The sequence below is a fragment of the Baekduia alba genome (assembly GCF_028416635.1).
Lineage (GTDB): Bacteria > Actinomycetota > Thermoleophilia > Solirubrobacterales > Solirubrobacteraceae > Baekduia > Baekduia alba.
On record NZ_CP114013.1, the window covers coordinates 3,613,807 to 3,631,372 of the forward strand.

The window sequence follows — 17,566 nt, forward strand, 5'->3', positions numbered from 1 at the left end:
GGCGCTCAGCCGCCCGTCGCGAGGTCCGGCGCGCTCGCGGGCGGCCGGCGATGCCGCGTCGCCTGCTCGAACGCGTAGCCGAGCTTGAGCAGCGTCGGCTCGTCGTAGGGCATGCCGACGACCTCCAGGCCGACCGGCAGCCCCTCCGTCGTGAAGCCGGCGGGGACGGTGATGGCCGGGATCCCGGCGTGCGCGGCGATGAGCGTGTTGGTCGGGAACGCCAGCTCCGGCCACTTGCCCGCGTCGAGCTCGGCGAACGTCGGCGGGCCGACCTGGACGGTCGGGTAGCACAGCGCCGCGAGGTCCTCCGAGGCCATGATGTTGAGGATCAGCCGCTGCAGCTCCTCACGGGCGACGCGCTTCTCGAAGTAGCCGGGGTGGTCACCCGGCTCCTCCGGTCCGGCCGCCATGAGCTCGAGCATCTCGAGCTGCGGGTGGTACTGCTTGGCGGCGACGATCTCCTCGACCGAGCGCATGGGCAGCTCCGGGCGAGCCGCGAGGAACGCGTTGAGGTCGTGCCGCCCGTGCGCGCCGATCAACAGCGTCGACATGATCCACTCGTCCAGGTCGGGGATCGTGACCTCGACGAGCGTCGCGCCGGCGTCCCGCAAGGCGTCGAGCGCCTGCTCGACAACCCGGTTCACCGGCGCCGCGTCGGGATCGTCGTCGGCGCCGAGCAGGTGCCGGACGAACCCGAGCCGCGCACCCTGCAGACCCTGCGCGTCCAGGTGGTCCACGTACCGGCCGGCGAGGCGGGCCACGCGGTGCGTCGTCGTGTAGGGGTCGGCCGGGTCGTAGCCCGCCAGCACGTCCATCATGATCGCGCAGTCGGCGACGGTCCGGGCCATCGGCCCGGGCGCGTCCTGCAGGATCACGATCGGCGACGAGCCGGTGCGGCTGATGAGCCCTGGCGTCACCTTCAGCCCGACGAGGTTGTTGAAACTGGAGGGCAGCCGGATCGATCCGCCGGTGTCCTCCCCGAGCCCCACGGCGGCCAGGTTCGCGGCGACGGCCACGCCGTTGCCGGCGCTCGACGCGCCGGGGTCGCGGTCCAACGCATAGGGGTTCTTCGTCGGGCCGCTCATCGACGAGAGGGTGAACCAGGACGTCGCGAAGTCCGGCAGCGTCGTCTTGGCCAGGATGAGTGCGCCGGCCGCCCGCAGCCGGGCCACCGCGGTGGCGTCGGCCTTCGGGACGTAGCCCTCGAACGCGATCGACCCGAAGGTCGTGACGATGCCCTCGGTCTCGATCTGGTCCTTGACGACCACCGGGATCCCGTGCAGCGAGCCGGTGAGCTCACCGGTGTTGGCGAGCTCCTCGTCGAGCCGCGCCGCCTCGGCCAGCGCCTGGGGGTTGACCGTGACGATGGCGTTCAGCTCCGGTCCCGACCGGTCGTAGGCCTCGATCCGGGCGAGGTAGGCCGCCACGAGGTCGTGGCAGGTGAGGCTCCCACCGCGGTACGCCGCGTGGATGTCCTCGATCGTCGCCTCGATCAGGTCGAAGCCTGAGCTCATCGGTGTCCTCCTGGTCTGGCCTGCATCGGTTGGACGTCGAGCACGGACGCGATCGTCGCAGCCGCGGCGAACGCCAGCTCGCACTCCTCGGGGGTCCAGTCCCGGCACGCGGCGTCGTGGACGGACAGCAGGCCGAGAAGGCGGCCACCGGTCGACGCGCGCACGGCGCTGACGACCTGCGCGCGCACGCCGTAGCGCCGCATCAACGCCAGGAACGCGGGGTCGTCGGAGATCGCGCGCACGTCGGGCTGCACGACCTGCGCCGCGCCGCCGGACAGGGCGACGACGACCGGCTGACCGCGCAGGTCGGAGCGGTCGTCGCGCAGGCTCGCCACGCCGGCGCCGAGGCTCTCGCCGACCACGGGGAAGCCGCCGGCGCCGTCGGCCTCCCGCAGGGTGCAGCGCGAGGCGCCCAAGCGCTCCCGCAGCCCGGCGAGCAGCGCGTCGAGGTCGGGGCGACCGTGCTCGCTATCCGCCGGCACGCGCCTCAACGACCTCGTCGTCGACGCCGGGAACCGGCCCGCCGTCCGGCGGGTGCGCCGGTCTGCGATGGTGGCTGAACGAGCGCGAGATCGCCGCCCGCATCGCCTGCCAGCGGCCGCCGCGCGTCAGCTGGTCGAGCGCGACCGCGATCAGGATGATGAAGCCCTTGGTGATCATCACCCACGAGTCGTTGATGCTCTGCGTGTTGAAGTAGTTCTGCAGGACGGCGAGCAGCGCGACGCCCGCGACCGCACGCCAGACCGCCCCCTCCCCTCCGGAGATGGAGATCCCGCCGATCAGGCACGCCGCGATGACGTCGAACTCGATGAGCTCGCCGACGCTCGCCTGCGCCGAGCCGACGCGGCCGACGTACATCGCGCCGGCCAGGCCGGCCGCCGTCCCGGAGATGACGTAGGTGATGGTCCGCGCGCGGTCGGTCCGGATGCCGGACAGGAAGCTGGCCTCGTCGTTGCCCCCGATCGCGTAGATCCGCCGGCCGAAGACCGAGAAGGCGAGGGCGACCCCGCCGAAGACCGCGGCGGCGGTCGCGACGATCAGCGGGATCGGGACGTCGCCGAGCCGCCCGGACCCGAGGTTCTCGAGGAACGGGTCGTTCGGGGTGACGCTGCTGTTGTGGCTGTAGAGGTACGCGAAGCCACGGACGACCTGGGCGGTGGCGAGGGTCGTGATGAACGGGTTGATCTTGAGCTTGGTGACCGCGAGCCCGTTGATCAGCCCGACGCCCGCCCCGAGGCCGATCGCCGCCAGCATCCCGACCGATCCGGCGTGGTGCGCGCCGATCGTTCCCGACAGCACCGCCGAGAAGGCGTAGATCGCGCCCACCGACAGGTCGAACCCGCCCGCGATGAGCACGAAGGTCATCCCGACGGCGAGCACGATGATGTCGGAGTACTGCGCGCCGATGTTGAACAGGTTCGCCTCGGTGAGGAACCCGCTGTTCTGCGACTGGACGAAGATGACCAGCGCCACGAGGCCCAGGACGAACCCGTAGCGTCGGACGAGCTCCGGGCCGAACGCCTCCGGGCGCCGGCTCGACTTGGTTGGAGTGGCAGCGTGCTCGGTCATGATGGTGGGAACATTTGCCTGAGGATGAGTTCGCGTCCTACGCCGGCGGGGTGGACGCCTCGGATGGAGCCGCCCGACAGGACGGCGATGCGCTCGGCGAGCGCCTCGAGCTCTTCGATCTCCTCGCACGCGACGATGACGGCGAGGCCGTCCGCGGTGAGCAGGGAGATCAGCTCGAGCAGCTGTGCCTTCGCCCCGACGTCGATCCCGCGGAACGGCTCGTCGAGCAGGACGATCTTCGGCCGCGTGTCGAGGACCTTCGCGAGCACGACCTTCTGCTGGTTGCCGCCGGACAGCGTCCGCGCCGGCGCCGCGAGCTTCGCGCGGGCCAGGGACGCGCGGTCCGCCGGCCCTTCGGCGGCCCGCACCAACCGACGGCGCGTGATCAGGGCGCTGGGCGCGCGCAGGGAGCGCCCGAGCTTCGGCAGCGCGATGTTCTCGGCGCACGAGAACTCGGGGACCAGCCCTTCGGAGCGCCGGTCCTCGGGGGCGAGGAGGATGCCGCGGCGCAGCGCGTGACTCGGCCCCTTGGGCCACCGGACGGCCTTGCCGTCCACCCACATCTCGCCCGCGGCGGGATGGATCGCGCCGACCAGCGTCTTGAGCAGCGTGGAGCGACCCGAGCCCACGAGCCCCGCCAGGCCGAGCACCTCGCCGTCGCGAAGGGTGAGGTCGACGCCCTCGAGCTTGCCGGGCACCGTGAGACCGCGGACCTCCAACGCGGGTGCTCCCCGCGCGCGCCGCGGGGCGCCCTCGGTCTCCTTGCGCACCCGCGCCTGGGCCTTCTCGAGCTCGTGTCCGAGCATGGCGTTGATGAGCGTGCCGGTGTCGGCGCCCGCCGTCGACCGGGTGAGCACGTGGCGGCCGTCGCGGAACACGCTGACGGTGTCGCAGACCTCGATCACCTCGTCGAGGTTGTGCGAGATGAGGACCACGGACACGCCGCGCTCCTTGAGGCGGCGGATCACGCGGTAGACGCCCTCGCGCTCCGGCCCCGTGAGCGACCCGGTGACCTCGTCCATGATCACCACCTTGGCTTGGCGCAGCTGCGCGCGGAGCACCTCGAGCGTGCGCTGCTTGCCGCGCGGCAGCGCGCTGGTCTGCGCCCGTGGCGAGATCGTGACCCCGAGGTCGTCGCACAGCTGCGCGTACCGGTCGCGCATCGCCGACGACGACAGCTTCGACAGCCGTGAGGTCTCCTGCCCGAGGAAGACGTTGGCGACCGGCGAGAGCGTGCCGACGATCGCCGGCTCCTGGTAGATCATCGCCACCCCGGCCTCGAGCGCCGCCTTCGGATCGCCGGGGTCGATCGGCTCTCCGTCGATGCGGATGTCGCCCGCGTCGGGGCGCACCGCGCCGGCGATGATCTTCGCCAGCGTCGACTTCCCCGCGCCGTTCTCGCCGACGAACGCGTGGACGGACCCGGCGCCGATCTCCAGGTCGACGTCGCGGACCGCCCGGACGTTGCCGGGGTAGGTCTTCGCGGCCTGGCGCACCGAGATGGCCGGTGGCCTGGGCGGCGTCGCCACCGCGCCGGCGGGGCTCGTGGGCCGGTGACCTTCGCCACCGGCCCGCTGGGTCTCACGAGTCATGCCGAGCCCTGATCCCGGGAGCTAGAAGCTCCACTGGGGCTTGTACTTGGTCACGTCCGCCTTGAAGATGAGCGGCCCGCGACCTCCGAACATCGGATCGTCGAACATGTTGTACGCCTTCGTCTTGGGGTTGTACCCAGGAACGGCGGTCAGGGGCTTGCCCTCCAGGTGCAGGATCGCCAGCTTCGCGCCGTTGGCGGCCTCGGTCTCCCCGAGCAGCATGACCGTCGAGGACATCTCACCGGTCTTGATGAGGTCGAACGCCTGCTGCGTGCCACCCATCCCCGCGACGACCGTCTTGCCCAGGGCACCGGCCTCCGCGAGGGCCTTGGTTCCAGCCCCGGCGCTCATGGCGTCCTCGGTGTACATGACGCCGCGGATCTCGGGATGCGACTGGATCAGGTCCTGCGTCGCGGTGTAGGCCTTGGCCGGGTCCCACTGGCCGTTGACCGTCGCGACCAGGTCGAGGTTCGGGAACTTCTTCAGCTCGTCCTTGACCGTCTTGTCGAAGACGCGCGAGATCGCCACGGCCTGCGGCCCGGTGACGTAGCCCACCGGCACCTTGCCCGTCAGCCCCTTCTCCTTGATGCCCTGCGCGAGACCCTGGACGAGATAGCGCCCGGCGGCCACGGTGTCGTAGCCGGAGAATGCAACCATGCCGTCCGTATACAGCTTGGCGTAGTCACCGCAGATGGGTACGTCGAAGACGATGACCGGCATACCGGTCTTCGCGGCGTCCTTGAGCGCCTTGCACACGACGTCGCCGTCGACGGCCTCGACGACGAGGGCATCGTACTTGTGGCTCGAGACGGCGTCCTGGACCTGCGTCAGCTGGGTGCCGGGGTTCCAGTCCGCGCTGAGCACGTCCATCTTGACGCCCTCCTCCGCGGCGACCTTCTTGGCCGCGTTCGTGGCGTTCAGGACGTACTTGTTGTCCAAGGCATCGGTGAAGAACGCCAGGCGGATGTCCTTGGCGGCCATGCCCTTGTGGTCGCCGGATCCCGATGAGCCCGAATCCGCGGAGCTCGAGTCGCCGCATGCCGCGGCGGACGTCATCAACAGCAAGCCGGCTCCGACGAGCGCGAGGCGGTGACCAGCTCGCCTCGTGGATCGCCAGATGGTGTTCCTCTCTGGGGTCGTCACTGTCCACTCTCCTCCTGAGTCGATCGACGAGCTTGCTACATTGTATGCGATGTATACGATCCCTGTCAACCAGGATCGGCGGATCTGAGAAGCGCCTCGAGGCGAGACGCTTCCCAGACGACGGCGGCCGCCGGCTACGCCGCGGCGCGGACGCCGGCGCGACTCTCGAACGGTGCGATCTGCTCCAGGTACTCGACGACGCGGTCGACCGACTCGACGTCGCCGAACTTCGCGTCGAGGTCGAAGAGGTTCCATTGCACGACGCCGGGCACGCGATCGCCGACCGCCTCGCGGACGACGATCGGGCGGAAGCCCTCAGCGATCGCGTCCTCGACGGAGTGGCGCACGCAGCCGGCCATGGTCACCCCCGTGACGATCACTGTGTCGACACCCTGCGCGTTGAGGAAGCTGGAGAGGTTCGTTCCATGGAACCCGCTCGCGCGCTTCTTGACGATCACCTGCTCGCCGGGCTCCGGCGCGATGCGGTCGTCGATCGCGACCGCCTCACTGCCGATCGCCAGCGTCTCGAGCGGGATCTTCTGCGCCCACAGGCCCATGTCGCTGACCGAACCGTCGACGACGTCGTACGCGGTGGTCGTGTACACGATCGGGCAGCCCTTGGCCCGCGCCGCGACGTTCAACCGCTGGACCGCGGGGATGATCACGTCCATGTGATCGCAGCTGAACGCGTGACCCGGGCGGGTCCAGGCGTTCGCCAGGTCGATGTGGACGAGCGCCGGACGCTCGCCGAAGCCGACGCGCCGCTGGAACCCGCGCTCCTGGTAGATGGTCGAGTCAGCCGCGAAGACGTGCTCGAGCGCATCGGCGACCTGCCGATCCTCCTGCATGGTGTTCTCCTTGTTGTGTGGTTGTGCGGTTAGCCGGAGACAGCCCGGCCGACCCGCTCCTCGCGCGTCCGGCGCGTGCCGTCTGCGTCGAGCTCGAGTGAGTTGGGGTTGATCACGACGCCGTAGTGCAGCTCGGCGCTCGCGATCGTCGTGAAGCCGTCGAGCACGTCGGCGAGCACAAGCTCGGGGTCGCGGTCGAGCGGCTCGCCGTAGCCGCCGGAGCTCGGCGTCACGATCTGCAGCGCGTCGCCGGCGGACAGCCGCATCGCCGTGACCTTGGACGGCCACGCCTCCTCGTCGGGGGCGCCGGGGTTCTTGACGAGCGAGGCGTTGAGCCCGTCGTCGCCGCCGAAGGCGCCCCACGGCGCGTCGCTCTCGTGGCGCTCGCCCTCGCAGGTGACGATCGTGTCCTCGAGGAAGCGGTTGACGCGGACGACGCCGATGCCGCCGCGCCACTCCCCGGGCGCGCAGGGCTCCTCGCGCAGCTCGTAGCGCTCGGTGCGCATCGGGAAGCGCCACTCGAGCTCTTCGATCGGGTTGTTGCGCGTGTTCGCGATCAGGCAGTCGACGGAGTCCATGCCGTCGCTTCCGGGCCGTCCGCCGTAGGAGCCCTCGTCGACCTCCAGGTACACCCAGTACTCGCCCTCCTGCTCGTCGAAGCCGGAGTAGCTGATGAAGTGCAGGTGCGCCGAGTTGCCGGCGGTGACGCGATCCGGCACCACGGGCGCCAGCGCGCGCAGCGCCAGGTCGACGGCGCGCTGGACCTGGCAGAAGCGGGCGAAGCACGCGCGCGGGAACCGGGGGTTGAAGATCGAGCCCTCGGGCGCCACGACGTGGACGGGCTTCAGCATGCCCTCGTTCTGGGGCACGAACACCGGATGGGTGGCCTCGTCGAGGAAGATCATCCGGGCGATGAACGTGAACGCGGAGACCGTCGTCCCCTCGAACGGGCAGTTGTACCCGGTCGGGACCTCGTCGCTGGACCCCGTGAGGTCGAAGGTGATCTCGTCACCGGAGACGACGACCTTGACCTTGACCGGGAGCTTGACCCCGCGGTTGCGGCCGTCGTCGTCGAGCCAGCCGACCTCGGTCTCGTAGGTGCCGTCGGGGACCTTCGCGATCTCCTGGCGCAGCATGCGCTCGGAGTAGGAGATCCAGTACGCGCCCGCCTCGGCCACCGCCTCGGCGCCGTAGGCGTCGAGCAGCCCGACGTAGCGTCGCCGCGCCAGGTCGCACGCCGCGATCATCGCCTCGATGTCGCCCTTGTTGTGCGTCGGCGTGCGCGTGTTCTCGAGGATGTAGCGCCACAGCGCGTCCTGCCGCACGCCGCGGTCCTGCAGCTTGACCGCGCGGTAGATGCTGCCCTCGCTCCAGTGGTCGACGAGGTCGACCGCGAGCCCGGGATAGGCCCCGCCGATGTCCGTCAGATGCGCCGACGCTCCGGAGAAGCCGACGAGCTCGCCCTCGTGGAAGATCGGGACGACGATCGCCGCGTCGGGCGAGTGCGTCGCGCCGAGGTACGGATCGTTGTGGAGGATCACGTCCCCCTCGTGGATGTCGTCCCCGAGGAGCGACATCACGCCGCGCACGATCTTCGGCATGGCGCCCATGAACATCGGCGTCGAGTCCGACTCGGCGAGCACGTTGCCGTCACGGTCGAAGATGCCGGCGCCGAGGTCCTCGGACTCCCGGATGATCGACGAGTAGGACATGCGGAACAGCACGCCCGCCATCTCCTTCGCGATCGCCGAGAACGCGCCGCCGATCACGCGCATCAGGATCGGCGTCGAGAGGCCCGCCTCGCGGTCCGCCGTCTCCGGGACGCGCACGGTGCAGTCCACGACGATGTTGCCGTAGCGGTCGACGTCCGCGACGAGGCCGGGCGGGATCACGGTCGTCGTGTCGTACTGCTCGACGATCGCGGGCCCGACGATGCGGTGCCCGGCGCGCAGCTGCTCGCGGTCGTAGACCTGCGTCGCGCAGCGGCTCGGCCGCCCGCCGACGTCGAAGACGGCCTCGCTCTCGACGATCGGGACGGGCTCGCCGTCGGCCGGCTCGAGCTCCGGCCAGGCCAGCTCGTCGATCCGTCCGACGCCGACGGCCCGGATGTTGATGATCTCGATGTCGGCCTCGAAGCGATGGCCGTACTCGACCTCGTGCGCCTTGTGGAAGGCCTCGGCGACCTGCGCGACCCACTCCTCGTCGATGTCGCCCGCGGGGACGTCGAAGCGGACCTCGTAGCCCTGGCCGGCGTAGCGGCAGTCGGCCAGGCGCCGGACCAGCCGGCGATCCTCGGGGACCCCGTCCTCGGAGAGCTGCCCGACCGCCTGCTGGCACAGGACGTCGTAGGCCGCCTGCAGGCGGGCGCCGTCGAGCGACTTCAGCGCGTGGCGCTCCGTCGCGACGTACTCGTGCTGCAGGTCGGTCGCGAGCAGGCCGGTCGCGGCGATGATGCCCGGGTGCGGCGGGATCAGCACCCGCGGGATCTCGAGCTCCTGCGCGATCTCGCACGCGAAGAGCGGGCCGGCGCCACCGGCGGCCACGAGCGTGAAGTCGCGCGGGTCGTAGCCGCGACGCACCGAGTTGAGCTCGATCGCCTGCGTCATGCCGAACCGCTGGATCTGCAGCGCGCCGAGCGCCGCCTCCTCGGCGGACATGCCGAGCTTCTCGGCCAGCGGCACGATCGCCGCGCGGGCCAGCTTGGGATCGAGGGTCATCTGACCGCCGATCAGGCCCCGGTCCGGCCGCAGCCGGCCGAGCACGAGCTGGGCGTCGGTCGACGTCGGCTCCGCGCCGCCGCGGCCGTAGCAGGCGGGGCCCGGGTCGGCGCCCGCCGAGGCCGGCCCGACGCGGAAGACGTCGCCCTCGTCCACGTAGGCGATCGAGCCGCCGCCGGCGCCGATGGTGTCGATGTCGACCATCGGCACCATCGCCTGGTAGTCGCCCACCTTCGTGTCGAGCAGGTGGCGCATGCGCAGCTCACCGCCGGCGGCGACGCCGATGTCGGCGGACGTCCCGCCGATGTCGAGCGTCACGACGTCGTCGAAGCCGGACATCCGCCCCGCCCAGATGCCGCCGATGAGCCCGGCGACGGGGCCCGACATCAGCAGGTTGACCGGGCGCTGCGTGGCGGCGCCGATCGTCGTCATGCCGCCGGAGGACTGCATGAGCTGGACGCCGTGCGTGAAGCCGGCGTCCTGCATCGCCTCGTCCAGGCGGACCAGGTACTTGGAGACCTTCGGGCCCACATAGGCGTTGAGGCTCACGGTCGAGAAGCGCTCGTACTCGCGGTAGAGCGGCAGCACGTCATGCGAGACCGACAGGTAGCAACCCGGGAACTCCTCGAGCACGAGCTCCGCGATGCGCTGCTCGTGCGCCGGGTTGAGGTAGGAGTGCAGCAGGCACACGGAGATCGCCTCGACGCCCGCGTCCCGGAGCTCGCGGATCCGGTCCCGGACCTCGTCCTCGTCGAGCGGTGTGAGGACGTCGCCGGCGGGCGCGGTGACCCGCTCGCCGACCGTCAGCCGGTGGCGCCGCTTCACGAGCGGACGCGACTGCCACGGCAGGTCCTGCTGCAGGGAGAAGTTCAGGGGCTTCTTGTGCCGGGCGATGTGCAGGATGTCGCGGAAGCCCTCCGTGGTGAGCATCCCCACCTCGGCACCGGTGTGCGTCAGCACGATGTTGGTCGCCACGGTGGTCCCATGCAGGAGGTGCTCGACCTGGTCGAGGGTGATCTCGCCCTTCGCGCACAGCTGGTGCACGCCGTCGATCACCGCACGCGCCGGATCGTCCGGCGTCGAGGACAGCTTGTCGACCGTGATCCGCCCTGATTCCTCATCCACGAGGATCAGGTCGGTGAACGTCCCTCCAACGTCAACACCAATGCGCTTCATGTCTCTCCTCTTGAGCCGACCGGGCGACGACACGTTCGCCAGACCGAGAAGAATACAGTGTATACATCGGATGTCAAGAGATCTTTCGCGCGCGCCGACACGAAGCCGTCACGCGCCGCGTGACAGCCAGGGCACGCGAACGCGCCGCGTCGTCGAGAGCGGATCGGCGCGTCACGCCGCGCGACGGCCGGGGCCGTCGCGGCGCCGACGCGCCGCGAGCGCTACAGGTTCGCCGCGCCGACGCGCCGCGAGCGTGTACAGGTTCGCCGCGCCGACGCGCCGCGCCGCGCCGGCGTGAGCGGGCGGCGCGGTGCCGCGCGGGCGTTCAGCTCACGCCGTCGGGGAACAGCCGGTTCACGAACGCTCGCGCGGCCTGGGAGGCCGGCGTGGCCGCGGGCGGTGGCGTCGCCGACCGACCCTCGGCCCAGTCGACCATCAGCGCGCGCACGCGGATGCTGCTGCGTTCGAGGACGTCGCGGAGCGTCTGGGCGTCCCGGTTCTCCAGGGCCGCGATCATCTCGCGGTGCTCGGACTGCGCGGCGTCCTTGCCCTGGAGGCGCTTCACGGCCACCCGGGAGTACGGCTCGATGAGCGTCAGGACGCGCCTCGCGACGCTTGCGAACTGCGCCAGACGCGCCATCCGGTACATCGCCATGTGGAACTGGTAGTTGAGGTCCGACCACTCGTCGCCGTCCTTGGCGTGGTCCATCGCGTCGACCAGGCCGCGGAGCTCGTCGAGCTCCGAAGGACCGATGTTCTTGGCGGTCGCCTCGGCCATCGAGGCCTCGATCACCGCCCGCAGCGTCCACAGCTCGTAGATCTCCGCGGTGGACAGCAGCGTCACCCGCGCGCCGTCGTCGCCGAACGTGACCAGGCCCTCCGAGGCGAGGTACTGCAGCGCCTCGCGCACCGGAATCCGACTCACGCCGAACGCCTCGGCGATCGCCGACTGCACGAGCGGCGCCCCGGGGGTGAGGAGGCGCTGCCGGATCGCGTCCCGGATCACTTCCGTGATCGGTGGTTCGCCAGTCTGCCTCGGTCGGGTGGGTGCATCCATCGCAGCCTCAGTATACGCAAACGAACCGCGCCCTGGCGAACACCCGTTTCCGCCGTACAGCGTTAGCGCTGCGCCGATCTTGAGCGCTCACCGCCCGCCGGGCTCAGGAGAAGGGCAGCTGAGCGTGCACCCGCGTCCGCACGGCGCGCCCGAGGGTGACCTCGGGCAGCGACGCGAGGCGCGCCGCCAGGTACCCGCTCGCCTGCGCGACGTCCTCGACGCGCCGCAGATCCACGTAGCGCATGACGTCGCCGGCCGTGTGGTAATAGGGGTGCTGCGGCGGATAGCGCCAGTACCAGACGGCCGGGACCCCGGCGTCGAGGAACGGGTTGTGATCGGACCAGGCGTTGACGCTCGCGTCGATGCCGCCCTCCGGCACCCAGCCGACGCGCGTCGCGCTCTCCACCGCGAAGTCGGCGATCGACCCGTCGGCGACGACCAGGCGGGTCCCCGGGCTGGGCAGCCCGAGCGCGTCCAGGTTGATCATGCCGACCGTCTTCGCGTGCTCGGCCATGTGCGACCGGACATAGGCGTAGGAGCCCCAGATGCCGAGCTCCTCGACACCCCAGGCTGCGAAGACCACCGTCCGCCGGGGACGGAGCGTCCGGATGCTCGCCACGAGCTCCAGCAGCGCCGCCAAACCGGTCCCGTTGTCCGCGGCGCCCGGCCCCTCCGCCTGGGTGTCGTAGTGCGCGCCGATCACGACGCGCTCCTCCGGGAGCGACGTCCCCGCCACCTCGCCCACGACGTTGCCCGACTCGCGCTCGACGTGACGGGCGCGATGGTCCACGCGCAACCGCACGCGGCTGGCGCTCATGAGGCTCAGGAGCCGGCGACCGGCCTCAGCCTCGAGCGTCACGCCGGGGATGTCGAGGACGACCCCGGGCCACGGCCGCTCGTGAGGGAGCGGGTAGTACGACGCCGGGAAGTGGCCGATGAGCCCGTCCGGCGCCTCCGAGACGTTGACGACCGCGCAGGCGCCGCGCGCCGCCAACCGCGGCATGACCAGCCACGGGTGGACGGCATGGGCCATCACGACCTTGTCGCGCAGCTCCACCCCGCGGGCCTCGAGGGCGGCGATCTCGTCCTCGGTGCCCTTCCCGACGTAGACCACCTCACCCTCGACCGCTGCGCTCGCCGTGTACTGCAGGCCACAGCACGGCATCGACACGCCGGTCGGCAGCAACTCGCAGCGCGCCCGCTGCGGCTCGTAGGCCAGGAAGGTGAACGGCTCGACCCTGACGCGCTCCAGGCCACGGCGCTGGAACGCGTCGGCCAGGTACTCGCGCGCGCGACGCTCGCCGACCGTCCCGGCGAAGCGGTTGCCGAGCCCGACGATCCCCTCCAGCGTCGCGCCGAGGGCGGACGCCGTCGGCAAGACGATCTCGCCGGGCGCTAGATCTTCAGCGGCCATGTGTTACAGTATACACCGCATACGCTGGTCACGCGACGGGGAGAGGTCAAGTGGGCATCACGCTGAGCAACGAGTTCTGGATCAGTGCCGGACCCGAGGAGGCGTTCGACCTCCTGATCGATGTCGAGCGGATCGCCCCGGCGATCCCCGGCGCGCAGCTCGTCGGACCGCGGGACGGCGACGCCGGCGGCTACGACGCGCGCATGGACATGCGGTTAGGCATGGTGACGATGAGCTACGCCGGCGCGATCGAGATCGCCGACGTCGACCGCGCCCAGCGCACCGCGGTGATGCGGGCCAAGGGGCGCGACCGGCGCGGCCAGGGCACCGCCAACGCGACGATGACGCTCGCGGTGACGCCCACCGGAGACGGCAGCAACGTCTCGATCCAGTCCGAGATCGACGTCACCGGTCGCGTCGCGCAGATGGGCCGGGGCATCATGGCCGACGTCGCCGAGCGCATGATCGAGGACATGGCGAAGTCGCTCGAGGCGACGTTCGCGACGAGCCGGCCGCCGGACCCGGCGGTGCCGTCGCCGCCCGCCGACAAGGCGCCGGTCGCGCCGGCCAAGGCGCCAAACGGCCTGGCGATCATGGCCTCCGTGATCTGGAAGCGGCTGCGCCGGCGGCTCCGTCTCGGCCCGGCTCGGAGCGAGCACTAGGTCGGGGTCACCCTTGACCTAGTTCACATACGACGTATATGGTGTATTCGTGAAGCCTGCGCCCTTTCAGTACTCCCGGGCCGACAGCGTCGAGAGCATCCTCGCCCGGCTCAGCGAGCTCGGGTACGAGGCCAAGCTCCTCGCGGGTGGCCAGAGCCTCGTGCCGGCCATGAACCTCCGCCTCGCGCGGCCGTCGTTCCTGATCGACATCACCCACGTCGACGCCCTCCGGGGGATCGACGCCGGGACGGCGATCACGATCGGCGCCACGACCCGGCAGGCCGAGGTGTACCGCTCGGCCGAGGTGCGGTCGGCCGTGCCGATGCTGGCGAAGGCGCTCCGCTTCGTCGGCCATCCGGCGACCCGCAGCCAAGGGACGGTCGGCGGCAGCGTCGCCCATGCCGACCCGGCGGCGGAGCTGCCCACGGTGCTCCTCGCGCTCGGCGCGACCTGCGACATCGCGGGGCCTCGCGGGGCGCGGAGCGTGACCGCCGACGAGTTCTTCCGGACCTACTTCACGACCGACGTCGGCGACGACGAGCTGCTCACCGGCGTCAGGATCCCGCGCTCGGGCCCGAACACGCGCCAGACCTTCCGCGAGGCGGCGCGGCGCCACGGGGACTTCGCGCTGATCGGGGTCGCCGCGTCCATCGACTTCGACGACGCGGACGTCGTCCGCTCGGCGCGCATCGCGCTCTGCGGCGTCGCGGACCGCCCGGTCCGCGCGACGGAGGCCGAGCGGTCGCTCGAAGGCGCCGCGCTCACCGAGGACGCGATCCGCGAGGCGGCGGCGCTCGCCACTACGGACCTGTCCCCCCCATCCGACGTCCACGCGTCGGGCGCGTACCGCCGGCGCATCGCCGAGCAGTACGTGCGCCGCGCGCTGGGCGACTGCCACGCACGAGGAGCGCAGCATGCCTGAGGAGATCCCCGGAGACGAGCCGCGCCTCGTCCGGCTCACGGTCAACGGCACCCCGCGTTCGGGGATCGCGACCGACCGGACGCTGCTCTCGGACTTCCTCCGGCACGAGCTCGGCCTGACCGGCACCCACATCGGGTGCGAGCACGGGGTCTGCGGTGCCTGCACCGTGGCGATCGACGGCGCGCCCGCCCGCTCCTGCCTCGCCTTCGCCGTGCAGGCGGAGGGCCGCCAGGTCATCACGGTCGAGGGCCTGGCCGACGGCGAGCGGCTCAGCCCGCTGCAGCGCGCCTTCCAGGACAACCACGCGCTGCAGTGCGGCTACTGCACGTCGGGCTTCCTCATCACGGCCGGCGCGCTGCTGGACGAGAACCCCGATCCGTCGGACGACGAGATCCGCGAGTACCTCTCCGGCAACATCTGCCGCTGCACGGGCTACGTCGGCATCGTCGGGGCCGTCAAGCAGGTGGCCGCCGAACGGGCCGCGGCGTCGAACGGGAGCGCCCGCGATGCGTGACCTCTCGTCCGGTCGCCCGCCGCAGTACGTCGGCGCTCGCATCGCCCGGGTCGAGGACCCGAAGTTCCTCACCGGCCGCGCGAAGTACGTCGACGACGTCAGCTTCCCGGGCCTCCTGCACGCGGCCTTCCTGCGCAGCCCGTACGCGCACGCCCGCATCACGTCGATCGACACCAGCGAGGCCTTGGCGCTCGACGGCGTCGTGGCCGTCTTCACCGGTCGCGACCTGGAGTCGGTCGTCCCTCCGATGGTCGCGTCGTCGGTCCGGCCCGACGTGCTGGACGCCACGCGGCGGGTCCTGCCCGTGGACAAGGTGCGCTTCGTCGGTGAGGCGATCGTGATGGTGATCGCCACGTCGCGGTACCTCGCCGAGGACGCCTGCGACCTGATCGACGTCGACTACGACCCGCTGCCGGTCGTCATCGACGGTCACGCGGCGCTCGCGCCCGACGCCCCGATCCTCGACGAGTCGCTGGGCACGAACACCATCGTGCACGGGATGAAGGAGGGCGGCGACGTCCCCGGCGCCTTCGCGCGGGCCGAGCACGTCTTCGAGAAGAAGTTCCACTTCGGCCGCTCGCACGCGGCGCCGCTGGAGGGCCGCGCGGTCATGGCAGACTGGGACACGTCCACGGGCGCGGTGACGATCTGGATCTCGACCCAGATCCCCCATCTGATGCGGACGTGGATCGCGGAGCTGCTGGAGATCCAAGAGGCCCGCGTTCGCGTGATCACGCCAGCGGTGGGCGGCGGCTTCGGCCTGAAGTGCCACCTGTTCCCGGAGGAGGTTCTCATGCCGGTGGCCTCGAGGCTCCTCGGCCGGCCGGTGAAGTGGATCGAGGATCGCTACGAGGCGCTCGCGGCGAGCAGCCACTCCCGTGAGATCTCGATCGACCTGCGCCTGGCGACCGATGCCGAGGGACACTTCCTCGCGATGGAGGATCACGTCGTCGGCAACGCCGGCGCCTACTCGGCCAACCCGTTCACGCCGCTCATCGACGTGCTCGAATCCGGGGCGTGCCTCACCGGCGTCTACGACGTCGTCAACGCCCGGTACTGGCTCGACTCGCCGCTCACCAACAAGTGCCCGAGCGGCGCGTACCGCGCCGTCGGCATGCCGCCGATCCAGTGCGCCCGCGAGCTGCTGATCGACGAGGCCGCGCGGCAGCTGGGCCGCGATCCGATCGACCTGCGCCTGCAGAACATGATCGCCGACGGCGGCGAGGTGCATACCAACGTCTTCGGCCACCACTACGACGGCGGCAGCTACCAGGAGGCGGTCTCGCTGGCGCGCGACGAGCTCGACTACTCGAGCTTCCGGACTCGTCAGGAGGAGCTCCGCACGCAGGGCCGCTACCTGGGCTTCGGCCTCACCCCGTTCGTCGAGCCGGCCGCGTTCGGCGCGGCCGCCTCGCGGGAGCAGGGCTACGAGGGCACGTCGTACTTCGACAGCGCGCGCGTCACCGTCGAGCCCGACGGGACCGTCACGATCACCACCGGGCTGCACTCCCACGGCCAGGGCCTGGAGACGACGCTCGCGCAGGTCACCGCGGACGCCCTGGGCGCCCGGCTGGAGGACGTGCACGTCGTGTTCGGCGACACGGCCAACGCCGTCTACGCGATCGGCACGTTCGCGAGTCGCAGCGCGGTGATCGGCAACGGGATGATCACGCGCGCCGCCGCCGAGGTGCGCGAGCGGATGCTGCGGCTCGCCGCGCACATGCTGGAGGCGAACCCCGGCGACCTGGAGGCCTACGACGGCGTCGTCAGCGTCAAGGGCGACCCGGCGAAGGCGGTCTCGTTCCGCGAGCTCGCCAACCACGCCTACTTCGGCTTCGACGAGCGCGACCCCGACATGGAGGAGTACGCGCTGACCTCGACGCGGTCCTACGACCCGCCGCCGAGCTATCCGAACGGCGTGGTCGGGGTGATCGCCGAGGTCGACCCCGAGACCGGCGAGGTCACGCTCGAGCGCATCGTCGCCGTGGAGGACTGCGGCGTGATGCTGAACCCGACCGTGGTCGACGGGCAGCTCTACGGGGCGATCGTCCAGGGCATCGGGGACGCGCTCTACGAGGACCTCGTGTACGACGAGGACGGGCAGTTCCTGTCCGGCTCGCTCGTCGAGTTCCTCTACCCCACGGCGACCGAGGTGCCGCCGATCGAGCTGCACCACCTGTGCACGCCGTCGCCGGTCACCGAGGGCGGCGTCAAGGGCATGGCCGAGGGCGCGCTGATCGCCACGCCCGCGGCCATCGCGTGCGCGGTCGCCGACGCGCTGAGCCCGTTCGGCGCCAAGGTCGACGCGACGCCGCTGCACCCCGAGCGCGTGCTCGACCTCATCCACTCCGCGACCGACGTCCCGGCATGACCCGCGTCGGTTCCGAGACCACACCCCGCACGACGACCAGGCCGGTTACGGCACACTCGCATTGGAG

Annotated in this window: 13 protein-coding genes; 4 read left to right on the top strand and 9 right to left on the bottom strand. The window is 71.1% G+C overall.

The annotated features are described in order from the left end of the window. Positions 1–5: 5 nt before the first annotated feature. The 9 genes from DSM104299_RS18225 to DSM104299_RS18265 form a co-directional block, all read right to left on the bottom strand. Positions 6–1,514, bottom strand: coding sequence for an amidase (locus DSM104299_RS18225; RefSeq protein WP_272473066.1), 1,509 nt, complete (start codon positions 1,512–1,514; stop codon positions 6–8). Beyond that, the gene (locus tag DSM104299_RS18230) at positions 1,511–1,996 is read right to left on the bottom strand and encodes a GAF domain-containing protein (RefSeq protein WP_272473067.1); all 486 of its coding nucleotides are present in this window, start codon (positions 1,994–1,996) and stop codon (positions 1,511–1,513) included. Before DSM104299_RS18230 ends, DSM104299_RS18225 begins: the two co-directional genes overlap by 4 nt. Beyond that, complete coding sequence (locus DSM104299_RS18235) at positions 1,983–3,083, bottom strand: ABC transporter permease (protein WP_272473068.1); 1,101 nt, start codon at positions 3,081–3,083, stop codon at positions 1,983–1,985. The genes DSM104299_RS18230 and DSM104299_RS18235 overlap by 14 nt, the downstream gene beginning before the upstream one ends. Continuing rightward, positions 3,080–4,675: a sugar ABC transporter ATP-binding protein gene (locus DSM104299_RS18240; protein ID WP_272473069.1), complete on the bottom strand. Its 1,596-nt coding sequence runs from the start codon at positions 4,673–4,675 to the stop codon at positions 3,080–3,082. Before DSM104299_RS18240 ends, DSM104299_RS18235 begins: the two co-directional genes overlap by 4 nt. A gap of 21 nt (positions 4,676–4,696) precedes the next feature. Beyond that, positions 4,697–5,656 (bottom strand): sugar ABC transporter substrate-binding protein, encoded by a 960-nt coding sequence (locus tag DSM104299_RS18245; protein ID WP_272473070.1) that lies wholly within the window; start codon positions 5,654–5,656, stop codon positions 4,697–4,699. Positions 5,657–5,952: 296 nt separating this feature from the next. Further along, positions 5,953–6,666 (bottom strand): isochorismatase family protein, encoded by a 714-nt coding sequence (locus tag DSM104299_RS18250; protein WP_272473071.1) that lies wholly within the window; start codon positions 6,664–6,666, stop codon positions 5,953–5,955. Positions 6,667–6,695: 29 nt separating this feature from the next. Beyond that, positions 6,696–10,559, bottom strand: a complete 3,864-nt coding sequence (locus DSM104299_RS18255; protein ID WP_272473072.1) for a hydantoinase B/oxoprolinase family protein — start codon at positions 10,557–10,559, stop codon at positions 6,696–6,698. A gap of 325 nt (positions 10,560–10,884) precedes the next feature. Further along, positions 10,885–11,565: a GntR family transcriptional regulator gene (locus DSM104299_RS18260; protein ID WP_272473073.1), complete on the bottom strand. Its 681-nt coding sequence runs from the start codon at positions 11,563–11,565 to the stop codon at positions 10,885–10,887. 154 nt (positions 11,566–11,719) lie between these two features. Next, positions 11,720–13,030: a M20/M25/M40 family metallo-hydrolase gene (locus DSM104299_RS18265; RefSeq protein ID WP_272473074.1), complete on the bottom strand. Its 1,311-nt coding sequence runs from the start codon at positions 13,028–13,030 to the stop codon at positions 11,720–11,722. 50 nt (positions 13,031–13,080) lie between these two features. Here DSM104299_RS18265 and DSM104299_RS18270 point away from each other — a divergent pair, with 50 nt between their 5' ends. The 4 genes from DSM104299_RS18270 to DSM104299_RS18285 are packed head-to-tail and all read left to right on the top strand — an operon-like array spanning position 13,081 to position 17,499. Then, a complete protein-coding gene (locus DSM104299_RS18270; protein ID WP_272473075.1) occupies positions 13,081–13,692 on the top strand; it encodes an SRPBCC family protein in 612 nt (203 codons plus the stop codon). A 49-nt stretch (positions 13,693–13,741) separates the two neighbouring features. Then, entirely contained in the window at positions 13,742–14,614 is an 873-nt protein-coding gene (locus DSM104299_RS18275; RefSeq protein WP_272473076.1) for an FAD binding domain-containing protein, read from the top strand. Further along, positions 14,607–15,128, top strand: a complete 522-nt coding sequence (locus DSM104299_RS18280) for a (2Fe-2S)-binding protein (protein WP_272473077.1) — start codon at positions 14,607–14,609, stop codon at positions 15,126–15,128. The genes DSM104299_RS18275 and DSM104299_RS18280 overlap by 8 nt, the downstream gene beginning before the upstream one ends. Next, positions 15,121–17,499 (top strand): xanthine dehydrogenase family protein molybdopterin-binding subunit, encoded by a 2,379-nt coding sequence (locus tag DSM104299_RS18285; RefSeq protein WP_272473078.1) that lies wholly within the window; start codon positions 15,121–15,123, stop codon positions 17,497–17,499. Before DSM104299_RS18280 ends, DSM104299_RS18285 begins: the two co-directional genes overlap by 8 nt. Positions 17,500–17,566 lie beyond the last annotated feature (67 nt).

Bases quoted from the DNA above. Each gene is read 5' to 3' on its own strand.
- DSM104299_RS18225 (WP_272473066.1), bottom strand. From the start codon at position 1,514: ATGAGCTCAGGCTTCGACCTGATCGAGGCGACGATCGAGGACATCCAC.
- DSM104299_RS18235 (WP_272473068.1), bottom strand. From the start codon at position 3,083: ATGACCGAGCACGCTGCCACTCCAACCAAGTCGAGCCGGCGCCCGGAG.
- DSM104299_RS18240 (WP_272473069.1), bottom strand. From the start codon at position 4,675: ATGACTCGTGAGACCCAGCGGGCCGGTGGCGAAGGTCACCGGCCCACG.
- DSM104299_RS18245 (WP_272473070.1), bottom strand. From the start codon at position 5,656: ATGGCCGCCAAGGACATCCGCCTGGCGTTCTTCACCGATGCCTTGGAC.
- DSM104299_RS18250 (WP_272473071.1), bottom strand. From the start codon at position 6,666: ATGCAGGAGGATCGGCAGGTCGCCGATGCGCTCGAGCACGTCTTCGCG.
- DSM104299_RS18255 (WP_272473072.1), bottom strand. From the start codon at position 10,559: ATGAAGCGCATTGGTGTTGACGTTGGAGGGACGTTCACCGACCTGATC.
- DSM104299_RS18265 (WP_272473074.1), bottom strand. From the start codon at position 13,030: ATGGCCGCTGAAGATCTAGCGCCCGGCGAGATCGTCTTGCCGACGGCG.
- DSM104299_RS18280 (WP_272473077.1), top strand. From the start codon at position 14,607: ATGCCTGAGGAGATCCCCGGAGACGAGCCGCGCCTCGTCCGGCTCACG.
- DSM104299_RS18285 (WP_272473078.1), top strand. From the start codon at position 15,121: ATGCGTGACCTCTCGTCCGGTCGCCCGCCGCAGTACGTCGGCGCTCGC.